We start from the raw sequence: 14613 nt of genomic DNA on the forward strand, positions 1-14613 counted from the left end.
CGATGTTTCACGTGAAACATCGGGCAGGACGAGCTCGGGCCGGCCTGCCAGGCCCTACTTCACGAAGAGGCCGTTGAGCGTCCCGTAGTCGACGGCCCCTTCGAGGGCCCCGTACGTCCCCTGCTCCAGCACCTCCACCGCCGCGGCGCGGGCCGCCGTGTACGCCGCCTGCGCCACGCCCGTTCCGACACTGACCCGGCGCACCCCGGCCTTCGCCAGCTCGGCGACGGACGGACCGCCCGGCCCGGCCATGGCGTTGACCGGCAGCGGGCCCCGCGCGATCTCGCTCAGGACGTCCAGGTCCAGCAGCCCCGGCACGAAGATCCCGTCGGCCCCGGCGGCCGCGTACGCCTCCACCCGCGCCAGGACGTCGGCAAGGCGGCCGGACTCCTCGCCGATCCCGAACAGGAAGACGTCGGTACGGGCGTTGATCACCAGCTCCGGCAGCCCGGCGGCGGTGGCCGCCGCACGGGCGGCGCGGATCCGGTCGGCCTGCTCCGCGGCGGTGTGGAGCGTACCGTCGGCCGCTTTCGAGTCCTCCAGGTTGATCCCGACGGCGCCCACCGCCACCACCTCGCGCACGGTGGCAGCGACGTCCTCGTAGCCGCCCTCGATGTCCACGGTGACGGGGACGTCCACGGCCGCCACGATCCGTGCGGCCGCCGCCAGCATCTCCGCCTTCGTCGCGTGCTGCCCGTCCCCGCGGCCGATCGACCAGGCCACGCCGCCGCTGGTGGTGGCAATGGCCGCCGCCCCGGCCGACTCGATCACCGCCGCGCTGCCCGCGTCCCAGGCATTGGGCAGGACCAGGAGCGCCTCGCCCAACTCCCGGAGCCGCAGGGCCTTCTCGGTGCTCTTCGCTTCCACGGTCATGCGAACTCTCCTCAGCCGTACGACTTCTAAAGACCTGTCACATCAATCTCCGGACAGGGGACTCTAACCGGGGAGTGCGCTGGTCATCCGGCGGTTTTACGACCGTTGCCTGTTACCCGGCCATGACAGGAATCCCACGTTCCGGCCGATCAAGATCCGTAGATTTCTCATCAGCAGCCCCGCAGACCTGACCGGACGAAACCCCGACAGAGACACCGCGGCATGCGACTCTCCGCCCTCCCCGACCATGCTCCAAGGAGTCGTTATGCGTACCGCCCTCCGCACCTCGATCGTCACCGCCGCCCTCGCCGGAGCCCTCCTGGCCCCCGCCGCGACGGCGATCGCCGCGCCCGCTCAGGCCGCGCAGCCCGTGACCGCGGTGTCGGCGGTGTCGGCGGACCCCTCGGGCAACGAGCGCTACGACGGCGAGATCGTCCAGCTCGGCAAGGGCAAGATCGCGGTGCTGCGCAACAAGTCCGAGGGCCCCGAGGTCTGGATCCGCGCCGGTGCCGGCGTGGCGCAGCCGGGCACCGCCCGCTGGGCCGGCCGTGTCCTGGCCGTGCTCGACCTCACCCACCCCCTCGCCGTGCTCGACGGCGTCCAGTACAAGCTCACGAACAACGGCGAGGGATTCGACATCCGCGTGCTGGGCGAGGGCGCCTCGACCTTCCAGCTGATGCCGAAGGCGGAGCCCGCCGCCAAGCCGTCCACCAAGCCCGCCGCGAAGCCCGCCGCCAAGCCGTCCGCGAAGCCCGCCGCCAAGCCCGCCACGGACGCGAAGCCGCAGACGGTCGTCGTCCCCAAGGGCCCGGTCGCCGCGGGCGCCGAGCTCGCCCCCCAGGACGACGTCAACACCGCGGCCATCGGCGCCGGCCTCGTCGCGATGTTCGCCGCCCTCGCCACCGCCCTGATGCTCCGCGCCCGCAAGGCCCGTACCCGCGCCTGACCCTCGGACCCCTGACCCGAGCTCTGAGACCCGAGAGCCCCCTCGATCCCGCACTCCGCGGGGCCGAGGGGGCTCTTCTCGTGCCGTCGCGGCTCCGGCCGGCGCCGCGTCCGGGACCGGTCATGGCCGGGCGCGGAAGGCCGGAATCCATTGTCCGGAACTCCGCCACAGGGAAATCTCCTCTCTTGTGAACCGCGCCAAGGTTGGAGAGACCATGCAGTCCCCGCTCATACGTTCCTTCTCGCAGCTCGACACCCTGGACCCGAACCGTCCCGTCGTCACCCTGTTCAGCGGTGGCCTCGACAGCTCGTACCTGCTGCTGCGCCTGCGCCGCATGGGCGTCCGCGACGTGCACGCCGTCAGCGTCGACATCGGCGAGGACGAGTCGAGCCAGTACAAGCGCCAGGTGGCGGAGGCGCTCGGCGCGACCATCCACATCCTCGACCGGCGCGAGGAGTTCGCCGGCCAGTACGTCGCCCCCGCGATCGCCGCCCAGGCCGTCTACCTCGGCATCCACCCGGTCAGCTCCACCCTCAGCCGTCCGCTCATCGCCCGCAGCGCGGTGGAGCTGGCCCGCGCCCTCGGCGCCCAGACCGTCCTGCACACCGCGAACCGCTCGCAGAACACCCTGCGCCGGCTCAACGGCGCGCTGACCCTGCTCGGCTGGGAGGGCAGCTTCGGCAGCCCGTACGACCTGGACCCGGTCACCCGTGAGGAGAAGCTGGTCGAGCTGCGGTCCGCGGGGATCGACCTGCTCGCCGGCCGGATCGTCAGCGGCGACTCCAACCTGTGGTGCCGCGAGTTCGAGTCCGGGATCCTCGACGACCCGGAGCGCCACGCGGTCCCGGAGGACATGTACACCTGGAGCCGGCCCACCGCCCTGCCCGGCGACTCCGAGACCCTGACCGTCTCCATCGAGCGCGGGCTCCCGGTCGCCGTCGACGGGGTGCCGATGCCGCTCACGGACCTGATCGACCAGCTCAACCACCGGGTGGGCGCCTACGGTCTCGGCCGCTACTCCGGCCTGGAGCACCTGGACCACGGCGAGAAGGTGCTGGAGATCCGCGAGATGCCCGGCGCCTACCTGCTGCTGAGCAGCTACCGGCACGTCGAGAGCGCCTGCCTGGACGCCGAACTCATCCGCGAGAAGCGCCACCTGGAGCAGGTCTGGACGCGCGAGGCGCTGGAAGGCCGCTGGTTCGGCGACCTCCGCCTCACCGTCCAGGCGTTCATGGACACCTGCGCCGCCCGCACCACCGGCTCGGTGACCTGGCGGCTGCGGACCGGCGGGGCGGACACCCGGGCCATCAACGCCCTCAAGCCGCTGTACCTGCGGGACCGCGAGGCCTGGGAGGAGCGGGCGATCGAAGCCGAGTCCGCGCCGTTCGCCCGCGCCGACTCCCTGCTCACGGCCGTCTGAGCCCTTCCCGCACCGCACTTCCCCGTACCGACCGTTCTTCCTCGTTTCCACGGAGCACTTCCATGACCACTGCCGCTTCCACCACGCACCCCGTCGCGCTCGACGCCACCGCCGCCCTCGCCGGACCCGGCGGGCACCTGATGCCCTCCCGCGCCCTCTCCGACCTGGTCGACGCCGACGCCTCCGACTGGGCCCGCTTCGCCGCCCACTGGGACGAGCTGACGCTCGACACGCACATGGCCGACGGCGGCACCTACCGCTTCCGCCGCTACGGCCAGTTCGAGCTCGACGCGGACTCCGGCGAGCTCAGCCTGCTCCCCCACGAGCCCTACCGCCAGGAAACCGACGTCAACCCCCTCAACGGCGGTGTGGAGCGCGTCTTCGACCCGCTGACCGGCGCCTTCGTCGGCGACCAGCTCCTGCGGTCGGTCCTGGTCGAACTGGGCCGGATCTTCACGGCGGTCGACGGTACGAAGACCTGGAACATCAAGCTCCACCCGTACCGGATCATCGCCTCCGCCGACCAGGAGGGGCAGCCGGCCCCCGAGGGCCGCCACCGTGACGGCGTCACCTTCATCACCTCGCTGATGATCGGCCGGACCAACGTCACCGGCGGCGAGAGCGGCGTCTACACCGACGCGGGCGAGCACCTGCTCACCACCACCCTGACCGAGCCGGGCGACCTCCTGCTCGGCGACGACCGCCGGACCCTGCACTCGGTGACCGGGCTGCAGCCCGTCGACCCCGAGACCGCGGCCCACCGCGACGTCCTGGTGATCGCCTACACCGCCCGCTGAGCCCGCCCCGCGCGCTCCGCCCCTCCCCCACACCCCGTAGGAGTAGTCCCGATGACCGCCACCGCCACCGCCCGGGCCCGCCGCGCCTGGCTGACCGATCTGCCCGTACTGCTGGTCGCAGTGGTGTGGGGATCGAGCTACCTGGCCGCCAAGGGCGTCACCACCACCCAGACCGTGCTGGCCGTGCTGGTGCTGCGGTTCGCGGTGGCGCTGCCCGTGCTCGTCATCGCCGGGTGGCGCAGGCTCCGCGCCCTCAGCGGCACGCAGGTGCGCGGCGCGGGCGTCCTCGGGCTGATCCTCGCCGGGATCTTCCTGCTGGAGACCTACGGGGTGGTGCACACCTCGGCGACCAACGCCGGGCTCATCATCAGCCTCACGATGATCTTCACCCCGATCGCGGAGAGCCGGATCCGCGGGACCGCGCTGCCGCGGCCGTTCATGGCGGCGGCCGGGCTGTCGGTGGCGGGCGTCCTGCTGCTGACCCAGGGGGCGGGCTTCACCGCGCCCTCCCTCGGCGACCTGCTGATGCTGGGCGCGGCCCTGGCGCGTACCGTCCACGTCCTCGCGATGTCGAGGATGAAGTCGGTCCGTGGCGCGGACTCGATGTCGATGACCACGCTCCAACTCGGCAGCGCGGTCACGGTGTTCGCCCTGCTGTCCTTCGCGCCGGGCACCGGCGGCACCCCGTGGGCGGCCGCGGCCGCGTTCGACGTGTCCGACTGGCTCTGGCTGGTCTACCTGTCCGTGTTCTGCACGCTCTTCGCCTTCTTCACGCAGATGTGGGCCGTCCGCAAGACCTCGCCCTCGCGGGTCAGCCTCCTGCTGGGCACCGAGCCCGTGTGGGCCGCCGTGTTCGGCATCGCACTGGCCGGGGACCGGCCCGGACTGCTCGGCCTGGCGGGCGCGCTGCTGGTCCTCGCGGGCACCGCCTGGGGCCGCACGGCCGCCGCCGGCCCGGCCACCGAGGCCGCGCCCGAGGCCACTGCCGAGGCCGCGACCCAGACCACCGCCTCAGTCGTCGAGCCAGCCGAGCCGCACCGCGCACACTCCGGCCTGGAACCGGCTGGCCGCGCCTAGCCGTTCGGTCAGCTCGGAGACGAGACGGCGGACCGTGCGCTCGGACACCCCGAGCTTGCGGGCCATCGTCTCGTCCGTCAGTCCGCCCTCCAGCATCCGCAGCAGCTCACGGTGGCGGCCGGTGGGCTGCCAGCCGCCCTCGCCCTCCGGGGCCGCCGTGCTCGCCGCGGTGCCGGCCTCGCTCAGCACGCTGGCGGCCGCCCAGCAGTGCTCGAAGATCCCGCGCAACACGCCGACCAGCGTCTCCCCGCGCAGCACGACGGCGGCGATGTCCCCGTCCACCGGTTCGGGGGCCGGGACGATGGCCAGGGAACGGTCCACCACGATCAGCCGCAGGGGCAGGGTGTGCGCGGTGCGCACCTGGGCCCCGGCGCTGTTCAGCCTGCGCAGGTACGCGGTCATGTGCGGCACCGCGGCCGCCGAACCCAGGTGGATGGTACGGATCTGCACCCCGCGGCCGAGCGCCAACCGGTCCCGCTCCAGGCCCGCTTCGACCATCTCGGCGGGCAGCGCCCGGCCCGGGTGCAGGGAGAGCACCTCGCGCTCGACGCGCTGCGAGGCGTCCTCCAGGGCGGCCGAGACGTTGGCGGCTCCGGTGACCACCTCCATCTGCACGGAGGACAGTTCCCGGGCGTGCACCGGCTGGAAGTCCGTGACGACCTGGGCGAGCGCGGCCCGGGTCTGCTGCACGGCCGAGAGCAGGGCCCCCGTGTGCTGCTCCTCTTCCAGCAGGAGGTTGCGCAGCGCCGTGTCCGGGGCCAGCGCCGTCCAGCCGTTGCGCGTCTCCGGCGAGGGGACGAACAGTCCGAGCCGGTTGAGCAGACGCAGGACGTCCGCGAACTCCGGGTCGGTCCACCCGCGTTCCACGGTGACGAGCTCCGGTCGCCACGACGCGTCGTCCAATGCGATCCGGTACAGCTCCTGGGCCTTGGCCCGTACGTCGTCCACACCGCCCCCTCGGCTTGACGAACCATCCCCCACGGTTCGCACCCGCGATCCTAAGAAGGGGTCCGCACCACGGCCAGCCGGGTCCGGCATACGGACATCCGCAGAGGTGGGAATGGCTGCCGGAGCGCCCGCCGTGTCCGCCCCTGGCCATGGCCGGTCCCGGAACTTCGCATCCGTAGCCACCGCAGAAGCGCCCGCAGCATGCTGGTCCCACACCACAGCACACATCTTCCGGGGGTTCTCCATGTCTCGTGTCCGCACCGCTCTGCTCGCCGTGATCGCCGCCGCCTTCGTCCTCGGCGGGGCCCCCGCGGCCCTCGCCGCGCCGCAGCCGGCGGCTGCCTCGACCGACTCCTTCATCTGGGGCTGACCATGACGAGACGACCGGAAGTAGCGGTCGTCGCCCCACTGACCGGCCCCCGGGCCGCCTGGGGGGCGGCGCTCCTCGGAGGGATCGAGCGGGCGAGGACCGAGCACCCCGCGGCGGCCGACTGGCGCGTGCACGACGAGACCGCGGGGGTCGAGGACGACGTCGTGGCCGGGGATTACGCGGCGGTGGTCGGACACAGCGACCCGGCCCGCGGCAAGGCCGTGGCCGAGGCCTACGGGGCGGCGGGGCTGACCTGCCTGCTGCCCTTCCTGCAGCCCGAGGCCACCGCGCTCAGCTGGGCCCCCGACGAGGACGACCTGCCGCGCTTGATCGTCGAGGGGGCGTCCGCACTGGGGGCGGTCTCCCTCTCGACGCTGCACGACGGCAGTGCGCAGTGGACGGAACTGGCCCGCCGGGTCGACGAGGAGGCCGCCGCGGCCGGACTGGCCACAGCCCCGTCCGCGGCCGCCGCCGCGAAGGACGTCCTGGCGGTACTGGCCCCCCAGGAACTCTGCCTGCGCCTCGCCCGCGCGGTGGCGCCCAGGGGCCCGGTGCTGATCCCCGCCGACTGCGGGCTCGGCACCTTCGGCTCCCTCGACTCGTACGCGGCGGGCCTCGAAGTCTGGGCCGTCCACGCGCACTCCTGCGCGGTGCGCCGGGCCGACAGCGCGGTCACGGCCCTCGCCCGGACCCTCACCGCCTCCCCGGACCTGCGCGGCCCGGCACTGACCGAAGCGGTACGGGCGAACTCGGGCGTCCTGCTGACCCCCCGGGGCGCACCCGTGGGCGAAGGCTGGCGCATCTCCCGGCTCCACGAACTGTGCCGCCGCCCCGGCCCCCGCTGACCCCACGGAGCCGGGTACGAAAAAACCCTGCCTGACCGGCGTTTCCGCTGGTCAGGCAGGGTTTTCTCACTGTGGAGCCTAGGAGATTCGAACTCCTGACATCTGCCTTGCAAAGGCAGCGCTCTACCAACTGAGCTAAGGCCCCGTACACGGGCACGGCCGTCCTCCGGGAAGGAGTGACCGTTCCGTAGGACAGAGTACCGGGTGTACCCCCTCATCCCGCAAAATGATAGGGACTCCCGCCCCGCGACCACTCTCCGTAAGATGCTCGCGAGGTTCGCACCAGCGAAGGGGAGTAGTAAGAGTGGACGCAGTACAGCAAGAGGCGACCGCCAGAGCCAGGGAACTCCAGCGGAGTTGGTACGGGGAGCCGCTCGGCGCGCTCTTCCGCCGGCTCATAGATGACCTCGGTTTGAACCAGGCCCGCCTCGCTGCCGTCCTCGGGCTGTCGGCGCCGATGCTGTCCCAGCTGATGAGCGGTCAGCGGGCCAAGATCGGAAACCCCGCCGTGGTCCAGCGGGTTCAGGCTCTCCAGGACCTCGCCGGCCAGGTGGCCGACGGGAGCGTCAGCGCGGGAGAGGCGACCGACCGCATGGACGAGATCAAGAAGACCCAGGGAGGTTCCGTCCTCAGCAACAGCACCAGCCAGGCCGCCACCGGTTCCGGCGCACCCACCGTCAAGCGCGTCGTGCGCGAGATCCAGTCGCTGCTGCGCTCGGTCTCCGCGGCGGGCGACATCATCGACGCGGCGGACACCCTCGCCCCGACCCACCCGGAACTGGCAGAGTTTCTCCGGGTGTACGGAGCGGGCCGCACGTCCGACGCCGTCGCGCACTACGAGGCGCACCAGAACTGACACGCCACGCAGGCAACGGACGCAGCTGACGACGGGGGACGGGCGCAGCAATGGGTGAGATCTTCGCCGGCCGGTACGAACTGATCGACCCGATCGGACGTGGCGGCGCCGGCGCCGTATGGCGTGCCTGGGACCACCGGCGCCGCCGGTACGTCGCAGCGAAGGTCCTCCTGCAGAGCGATGCCCACACCCTGCTGCGGTTCGTCCGTGAACAGGCGCTGCGGATCGATCACCCGCACGTACTGGCCCCGGCCAGCTGGGCGGCGGACGACGACAAGGTCCTCTTCACCATGGACCTCGTCGCCGGCGGCTCCCTCGCCCATGTGATCGGGGACTACGGGGCCCTGCCGCCCCGGTTCGTGTGCACGCTGCTCGACCAGCTCCTGTCGGGGCTGGCGGCGGTGCATGCGGAGGGTGTCGTGCACCGCGACATCAAACCGGCCAACATCCTGATGGAGGCCACTGGAACCGGGCGGCCGCACCTGCGGCTGTCCGACTTCGGCATCGCCATGCGCAAGGGCGAGCCCCGGCTGACCGAGACCGCCTACGTGGTCGGCACCCCGGGCTATCTCGCCCCCGAACAACTCCTCGGTTCCGAACCCGACTTCACCGCAGACCTGTTCGCCGTCGGACTCGTCGGCCTCTACCTGCTCCAGGGCGCCAAGCCCGACTCCCAGGCCCTCGTGGAGCAGTTCACGGCGCCGTACGTCGCGGGCCATGGCACCCCCGATGCCCCGGAGGGCGTTCCCGCGCCGCTGTGGGACGTCCTGGCCGCGCTGCTCCAGCCGGACCCCCGGAGCAGGTTCCAGACGGCCACCGGGGCGCGCAGGGCCCTCGCCGAGGCCGTGGAGCTGCTGCCGCCGCCCGGCCCGGACGGGAATCCGGTCGAGGTGTTCGACCAACTGGGCCCGGTGCCGCACGATTTCACCCCCCGGTCCCTCCAGGAAGCCGCGTACGAGACTCCCCCGACGGCCGCCCCCTCCGCACCCTCCGTACCCGCGCAGCCCTCCGGTGCCCCCGCGCCCGTCACCGCTCCGCTCGGGGTCTTCGGCCCCTCGGAGACGGGCAGCTTCCACCTCCCGCCGCCCTCCCCCGCGCCGCAGACGGCCCGGACGCCGCCGACGGCCCCGTACGCGCACCCGTACCAGCAGCCCGAGCCCGCCACGGTGCCCGCCGCCCCGCCCCGTACGGGCATCGCGCCCCCGCCCGCGAAGGTCACCGCCGGGATCCTGCTCGCCGCGGTGCTGTGCTTCGCCGTCGGGATCTGGGCCCTGACCCAGATCTAGGGACCGCGGGACCCTCTACGGGGTGCGCCGCCGGGCCAGCAGGATCCAGCCGCCCAGCACGAGCAGCAGCAGCGTCCCCGTACCGAAGCCTGCGCCCGCGACCACCCGCATCACCGACCGGTTCTCCGCGGCGGCATCGGCCTCCACGACCGTGGTGCCCTCCTTGGCGGCCGTACGGTCCTCGGCCCCCACCCCGAACCCGGCGGCCGCGAGGTCCTCCGCGTAGGCCGGGGCCTTGCCCGGCGTACCGATGATCTGGGTGCGCAGGGTCAGCGGGACGGGCACCGCGTCCTGGGTGAACTCCCCGACCTTCCCCGCCATGGTCACCGCGACGTAGTACCAGCCGGCGACCCGGACCGCACCGAGCTTCCGGTCGGAGGCGAAGCGGTTCTCATAGGCCACCGGCGGTGTCCGCGCCAGCGTGAGCCCCGTCTGCTTCCCGTCGTACGAGGCGTCCTCGCTGTCGATCAGGGACCGGTACGGGCTGTACAGCGCGATGGAGAGCCCGGGCGAGGCGTACCCGGAGTCCTTCGTCATCTGCCCCGCGGAGAGTTCCGCCGCGAGGCCCAGCTGCTGTCCCCAGTCGAGCGGCACCCGGTAGAAGCGGGTCTGTCCGGGCCGCAGCTCGTCGCTCCAGACGCCGCTGCCCAGAGCACGGGCGTCGTTGAAGCCGGTCCCGCCGGCCCGCGGAGCCGCGTCGCTGCCCGGCAGGGTCGGGGAGGCCGAGGGCCAGACGCTGGGGGCGGCTGTGGGTGCGTTGCTTCCGCCGAGCTTGGGCTCGCGCTGGACCCGCAGTTCCAGGGGCCAGGCCGCCGGGTCCCCGCCCTTGGCCATCTCGCGCGTGACCTTGACGTAGTAGGTGCCGTCCCCCTGGCAGCCGGCGTCCTCCTGCATGATCCGGCCGCCCACGGCGCTGATGGGGACCGGGTCGTAGCCGAAGGACGCCCGCCCCGCACCGCTCTGGCAGGAGCGGTTCTCAGGGGTGAGGACGTCCACCTCCAGGCCGTCGCCGTAGCTCACCTTGGCGCTGCCCGGCGGCTGGAGCACGGCGGAGGCGTACACGCTCGAACCGCCGTCGAGCCTGAGCCGGTAGTACCGCTCCCCCGGCGCGATCGCGTCCTTGTAGACCGAGCCCGCCTTCAGCTCCGGCGCGCCGGCGGTGGACGGCTTCCCCTCGACCGCCTGCGCCCCTTCCGCGCCCCGGTAGGACGGCACCGGCTGCGGGGTCCCCGCCGCGCCCGCGGCCCCCGGCAGGGCCGCGACCAGCCCGAGGGCGCCCAGCGCCGCCACCGCGGCCGTCCGTACCCGACGTACCCCACCCATCACGCGCACCCACCCCGAGTTTGCCAACGCAAGCACGTTCTTTGCATATTGCAATAATTCGTCACAGAGCAGCACAAAGCCCCGACCGCAGCGGCAGTCGGGGCTCTGGGATCAACCTCGGGTCTCACACACCGGAACCAGAAGGCACGGAGTCGGTTGCCTCCGTCCACAGGTCCTGCTCTGCGCGGTCCGCCTGGATCTGGCGGTACACGAGGAGCCCGCCGATGGCGGCCAGTGCGACCAGGAGCAGCTTCTTCACCGCGCGACCTCGTCTTTCGTTGACGTAGGGGACTTCTGGCGCCCAACAATACACACCGACCGATACCGATCGGTGACCTACCGCCCCACCAACTGGCCCAACGACAAAGACCCCCAGGCCATGGGCCTGGGGGTCTTCGACACTGTGGGGCTAACAGGATTTGAACCTGTGGCCTCATCCTTATCAGGGATGCGCTCTAACCAACTGAGCTATAGCCCCATCCGCGCTGCGCGCTGACTTCTGAAGGTTAGCGCACAGACCCGGTGACTCCAAAATCGGTTCCCGTGACCCGTCTGCGCAGGTCACCAGCCCCGTCTTCGGAAGCTCTACTCATCCTCGGCGAGCGTCAGCTCCACACCGCCGACGAAGCCCGCCGACAGGTTGTAGATGAACGCGCCCAGGGTCGCCAGCGCCGTCATGAGCACCACGTCGATGACCGAGATCACCGTCGTGAAGATCAGAACGCGCGGCAGCGACAGGAAGGTCTGGAGGTCGAAGCCGTTGCTCTCGTTCGAGCCGGTCGCCTCGCTGATCGTGCCGCCGACGCTGGAGAAGATGCCCATGGCGTCCATGACCATCCACAGCACCACCGCGGCGACGATCGTGCACACGCCCAGCGCGATCGACAGCAGGAAGCTGACCTTCATCACCGACCACGGGTCGGCCTTGGCCACCCGCAGCCGCGCCTTGCGCGTCCTGGGTGCCATACGGGCCCCCGTGCGCGGCTTGCGCTGCGCACCGGCGTCGCCCGCCCCCCGCGGCGCCGCGGGGCCCTGGGGCACCGCGTACGCCTGCGGCGGGTGGTAAGGCTGCTGAGGGCCGGCCCCCGCCTGAGTCTGATGCGACTGAGGCGACTGAGGCGGCTGCGGTCCTCGGGTGTCCGTCACGGTTCCCCCCTGCGAGTCCGCGGCGGGGCCACGGGCACCGTTCGCTCCAGTGTGGGCCGGTCCGGCGCCCGTGGCTCCGCTCACGCTTACTCCTCGTGCTCCCCAGCCGAGGGCTCCGTGCCCCCGGCAGCCTCGGCGGCCTGTCCTTCGACGGCCGCCTCGGTCCCGATCTCGTTCTCGCTGTCGTCGGCCTCGTCAGTTTCCTGACCGGCCTCCGCGTTGCGGGCGATGCCGACGACGGCATCCCGCTTGCCCAGGTTGATCAGCTGGACGCCCATGGTGTCACGGCCGGTCTCCCGTACTTCGTTGACGCGCGTACGAATCACACCACCGCTGAGCGTGATAGCGAGGATTTCGTCCGTTTCGTCCACCACGAGCGCCCCGACGAGCGACCCGCGGTCCTCCACGATCTTCGCCGCCTTGATGCCCAGGCCGCCACGGCCCTGGACGCGGTACTCGTCCACCGGCGTCCGCTTGGCGTAGCCGCCGTCGGTCGCGGTGAAGACGAACGTACCGGGCCGGACCACGCTCATGGAGAGCAGTTCGTCCCCTCCGCGGAAACTCATGCCCTTGACGCCCGAGGTGGCGCGGCCCATCGGGCGCAGCGCGTCGTCGGTCGCCGTGAAGCGGATCGACTGCGCCTTCTTGCTGATGAGCAGCAGGTCGTCCTCGGCGGACACCAGCTCGGCGCCGATCAGCTCGTCGTCGCTGCCGTCCTCGGTCTCCCGGAGGTTGATCGCGATGACGCCACCCGAACGGGGCGAGTCGTAGTCCTTGAGCGCCGTCTTCTTCACCAGGCCGCCCTTGGTGGCCAGGATCAGGTACGGGGCGGCCTCGTAGTCGCGGATCGCGAGGATCTGGGCGATCTTCTCGTCCGGCTGGAAGGCCAGCAGGTTCGCCACGTGCTGCCCGCGGGCGTCACGGCCGGCGTCCGGGAGCTCGTACGCCTTCGAGCGGTAGACCCGGCCCTTGTTCGTGAAGAACAGCAGCCAGTGGTGGGTGGTGGACACGAAGAAGTGGTCGACGAGGTCGTCCTGCTTCAGCTTCGTGCCGCGCACGCCCTTGCCGCCGCGCTTCTGCGAGCGGTAGTCCTCGGTCTTGGTGCGCTTGACGTACCCGCCGTGGGTGATCGTGACGACGATGTCCTCTTCGGCGATCAGGTCCTCCATGGACATGTCGCCGTCGAAGGGCACCAGCTTGGAACGCCGGTCGTCGCCGAACTTCTCGACGATCGCGGCCAGTTCCTCGCTGACGATCTGACGCTGACGCTCCTCGGAGGCCAGGATCGCGTTGTACTCGTTGATCTTGGCCTGGAGCTCGTCGTGCTCGGCGACGATCTTCTGCCGCTCCAGGGCCGCCAGGCGGCGGAGCTGCATCTCCAGGATCGCGTTCGCCTGGATCTCGTCGATCGACAGCAGGCCCATCAGGCCCTCGCGGGCGATCTCGACCGTGTTGCTGCGCCGGATCAGCGCGATGACCTCGTCGATCGCGTCCAGCGCCTTGAGCAGACCGCGCAGGATGTGGGCGCGCTCCTCCGCCTTGCGCAGGCGGAACTTCGTGCGCCGGACGATGACCTCGATCTGGTGCGTCACCCAGTGGCGGATGAAGGCGTCGATCGACAGCGTGCGCGGCACGCCGTCCACCAGCGCCAGCATGTTCGCGCCGAAGTTCGTCTGCAGGTCGGTGTGCTTGTAGAGGTTGTTCAGCACGACCTTGGCGACGGCGTCGCGCTTGAGGACGATCACCAGGCGCTGGCCGGTCCGGGACGAGGTCTCGTCGCGGACGTCGGCGATGCCGCCGACCTTTCCGTCCTTCACCAGGTCGGCGATCTTCTGCGCCAGGTTGTCGGGGTTGGTCTGGTACGGAAGCTCCGTGACCACCAGGCACTGGCGGTTCTGGATCTCCTCGACCTCGACCACCGCGCGCATCGTGATGGAGCCGCGACCGGTCCGGTACGCCTCCTCGATGCCCTTGCGGCCCACGACCAGGGCGCCCGACGGGAAGTCCGGGCCCTTGATCCGCTCGATGAGCGCGTCCTGGAGCTCCTCGTGCGAGGCCTCCGGGTGCTCCAGCGCCCACTGGGCGCCGGCCGCGACCTCGCGCAGGTTGTGCGGCGGGATGTTGGTGGCCATGCCGACCGCGATGCCCGCGGAGCCGTTGATCAGCAGGTTCGGGAACCGCGCCGGCAGGACCGTGGGCTCCTGGTTGCGGCCGTCGTAGTTGTCCGTGAAGTCGACGGTCTCCTCGTCGATGTCCCGGAGCATCTCCATGGCCAGCGGCATGAGCTTGCACTCGGTGTAACGCATGGCGGCCGCCGGGTCGTTGCCCGGGGAGCCGAAGTTGCCGTTGGAGTCCACGAGCGGCATGCGCAGCGACCACGGCTGGGCCAGGCGGACCAGGGCGTCGTAGATCGAGGAGTCACCGTGCGGGTGGTACGTGCCCATGACGTCGCCGACGACGCGGGCGCACTTGTAGAAGCCCTTCTCGGGCCGGTAACCGCCGTCGTACATCGCGTACAGCACGCGGCGGTGGACCGGCTTGAGGCCGTCCCGTACGTCGGGCAGCGCGCGGGAGACGATGACGGACATCGCGTAGTCGAGGTAGGAGCGCTGCATCTCCGTCTCGAGCCCGACGGGCTCGATGCGTACGACGGGCTGCTCCTCCGCGGATTCCGCGGCGGTGGGGGTGGTTTCGTCGGCCATTGCTGGTCAGAAGTCCTTTCGAGC

At 71.5% G+C, this 14613-nt stretch carries 14 protein-coding genes and 2 tRNA genes; 8 read left to right on the plus strand and 8 right to left on the minus strand.

Translation table 11 applies throughout. The features are described from left to right. Positions 1 to 54 precede the first annotated feature (54 nt). A complete protein-coding gene (locus OG898_RS12045; RefSeq protein WP_250738666.1) occupies positions 55 to 873 on the minus strand; it encodes an isocitrate lyase/phosphoenolpyruvate mutase family protein in 819 nt (272 codons plus the stop codon). A gap of 265 nt (positions 874 to 1138) precedes the next feature. Between OG898_RS12045 and OG898_RS12050 the strand changes: the two genes are divergently transcribed. The 4 genes from OG898_RS12050 (at position 1139) to OG898_RS12065 (ending at position 5113) form a co-directional block, all read left to right on the plus strand. Then, complete coding sequence (locus tag OG898_RS12050; RefSeq protein WP_266956711.1) at positions 1139 to 1819, plus strand: hypothetical protein; 681 nt, start codon at positions 1139 to 1141, stop codon at positions 1817 to 1819. 214 nt (positions 1820 to 2033) lie between these two features. Further along, on the plus strand, positions 2034 to 3239 hold the full coding sequence (locus OG898_RS12055; protein WP_250738660.1) for an argininosuccinate synthase-related protein: 1206 nt from the start codon (positions 2034 to 2036) through the stop codon (positions 3237 to 3239). Positions 3240 to 3301: 62 nt separating this feature from the next. Further along, complete coding sequence (locus OG898_RS12060) at positions 3302 to 4036, plus strand: 2OG-Fe dioxygenase family protein (RefSeq protein ID WP_250738658.1); 735 nt, start codon at positions 3302 to 3304, stop codon at positions 4034 to 4036. A gap of 51 nt (positions 4037 to 4087) precedes the next feature. Further along, on the plus strand, positions 4088 to 5113 hold the full coding sequence (locus OG898_RS12065; RefSeq protein WP_266956714.1) for a DMT family transporter: 1026 nt from the start codon (positions 4088 to 4090) through the stop codon (positions 5111 to 5113). Here the strand turns inward: OG898_RS12065 and OG898_RS12070 are convergent. Then, positions 5048 to 6061 (minus strand): helix-turn-helix transcriptional regulator, encoded by a 1014-nt coding sequence (locus tag OG898_RS12070; RefSeq protein WP_250738656.1) that lies wholly within the window; start codon positions 6059 to 6061, stop codon positions 5048 to 5050. The genes OG898_RS12065 and OG898_RS12070 overlap by 66 nt on opposite strands. A gap of 244 nt (positions 6062 to 6305) precedes the next feature. On the opposite strand from OG898_RS12070, the gene OG898_RS12075 reads away from it, so the two are divergent. Both OG898_RS12075 and OG898_RS12080 read left to right on the plus strand, forming a co-directional pair. After that, positions 6306 to 6431, plus strand: coding sequence for a hypothetical protein (locus OG898_RS12075; RefSeq protein ID WP_266956717.1), 126 nt, complete (start codon positions 6306 to 6308; stop codon positions 6429 to 6431). 2 nt (positions 6432 to 6433) lie between these two features. After that, positions 6434 to 7276, plus strand: coding sequence for a hypothetical protein (locus OG898_RS12080; protein ID WP_266956719.1), 843 nt, complete (start codon positions 6434 to 6436; stop codon positions 7274 to 7276). Positions 7277 to 7348: 72 nt separating this feature from the next. On the opposite strand, the gene OG898_RS12085 is transcribed toward OG898_RS12080, so the two are convergent. Continuing rightward, a tRNA-Ala gene (locus OG898_RS12085) sits at positions 7349 to 7421 on the minus strand. Between the two features lie 159 nt (positions 7422 to 7580). Between OG898_RS12085 and OG898_RS12090 the strand changes: the two genes are divergently transcribed. Together OG898_RS12090 and OG898_RS12095 are read left to right on the plus strand one after the other, a co-directional pair. Next, positions 7581 to 8132 carry a DNA-binding protein gene (locus tag OG898_RS12090; RefSeq protein WP_243331094.1) on the plus strand — a complete coding sequence of 184 codons (552 nt, stop codon included), beginning with the start codon at positions 7581 to 7583 and terminating at the stop codon, positions 8130 to 8132. A 50-nt stretch (positions 8133 to 8182) separates the two neighbouring features. Continuing rightward, entirely contained in the window at positions 8183 to 9418 is a 1236-nt protein-coding gene (locus tag OG898_RS12095) for a serine/threonine-protein kinase (RefSeq protein WP_266956721.1), read from the plus strand. A gap of 15 nt (positions 9419 to 9433) precedes the next feature. Here the strand turns inward: OG898_RS12095 and OG898_RS12100 are convergent, their stop codons facing one another. The 5 genes from OG898_RS12100 to gyrA form a co-directional block, all read right to left on the minus strand. Further along, positions 9434 to 10741 carry a hypothetical protein gene (locus OG898_RS12100; protein ID WP_266956723.1) on the minus strand — a complete coding sequence of 436 codons (1308 nt, stop codon included), beginning with the start codon at positions 10739 to 10741 and terminating at the stop codon, positions 9434 to 9436. A gap of 124 nt (positions 10742 to 10865) precedes the next feature. Next, positions 10866 to 11000, minus strand: coding sequence for a DLW-39 family protein (locus tag OG898_RS12105; RefSeq protein WP_208809277.1), 135 nt, complete (start codon positions 10998 to 11000; stop codon positions 10866 to 10868). 145 nt (positions 11001 to 11145) lie between these two features. Further along, positions 11146 to 11219, minus strand: a tRNA-Ile gene (locus tag OG898_RS12110). 107 nt (positions 11220 to 11326) lie between these two features. Further along, a complete protein-coding gene (locus OG898_RS12115; RefSeq protein WP_250738649.1) occupies positions 11327 to 11971 on the minus strand; it encodes a DUF3566 domain-containing protein in 645 nt (214 codons plus the stop codon). A 2-nt stretch (positions 11972 to 11973) separates the two neighbouring features. After that, entirely contained in the window at positions 11974 to 14589 is a 2616-nt protein-coding gene (gene gyrA, locus OG898_RS12120; RefSeq protein WP_250738648.1) for a DNA gyrase subunit A, read from the minus strand. Positions 14590 to 14613 lie beyond the last annotated feature (24 nt).

This window comes from Streptomyces sp. NBC_00193 (genome assembly GCF_026342735.1).
Lineage (GTDB): Bacteria > Actinomycetota > Actinomycetes > Streptomycetales > Streptomycetaceae > Streptomyces > Streptomyces stoeckheimensis.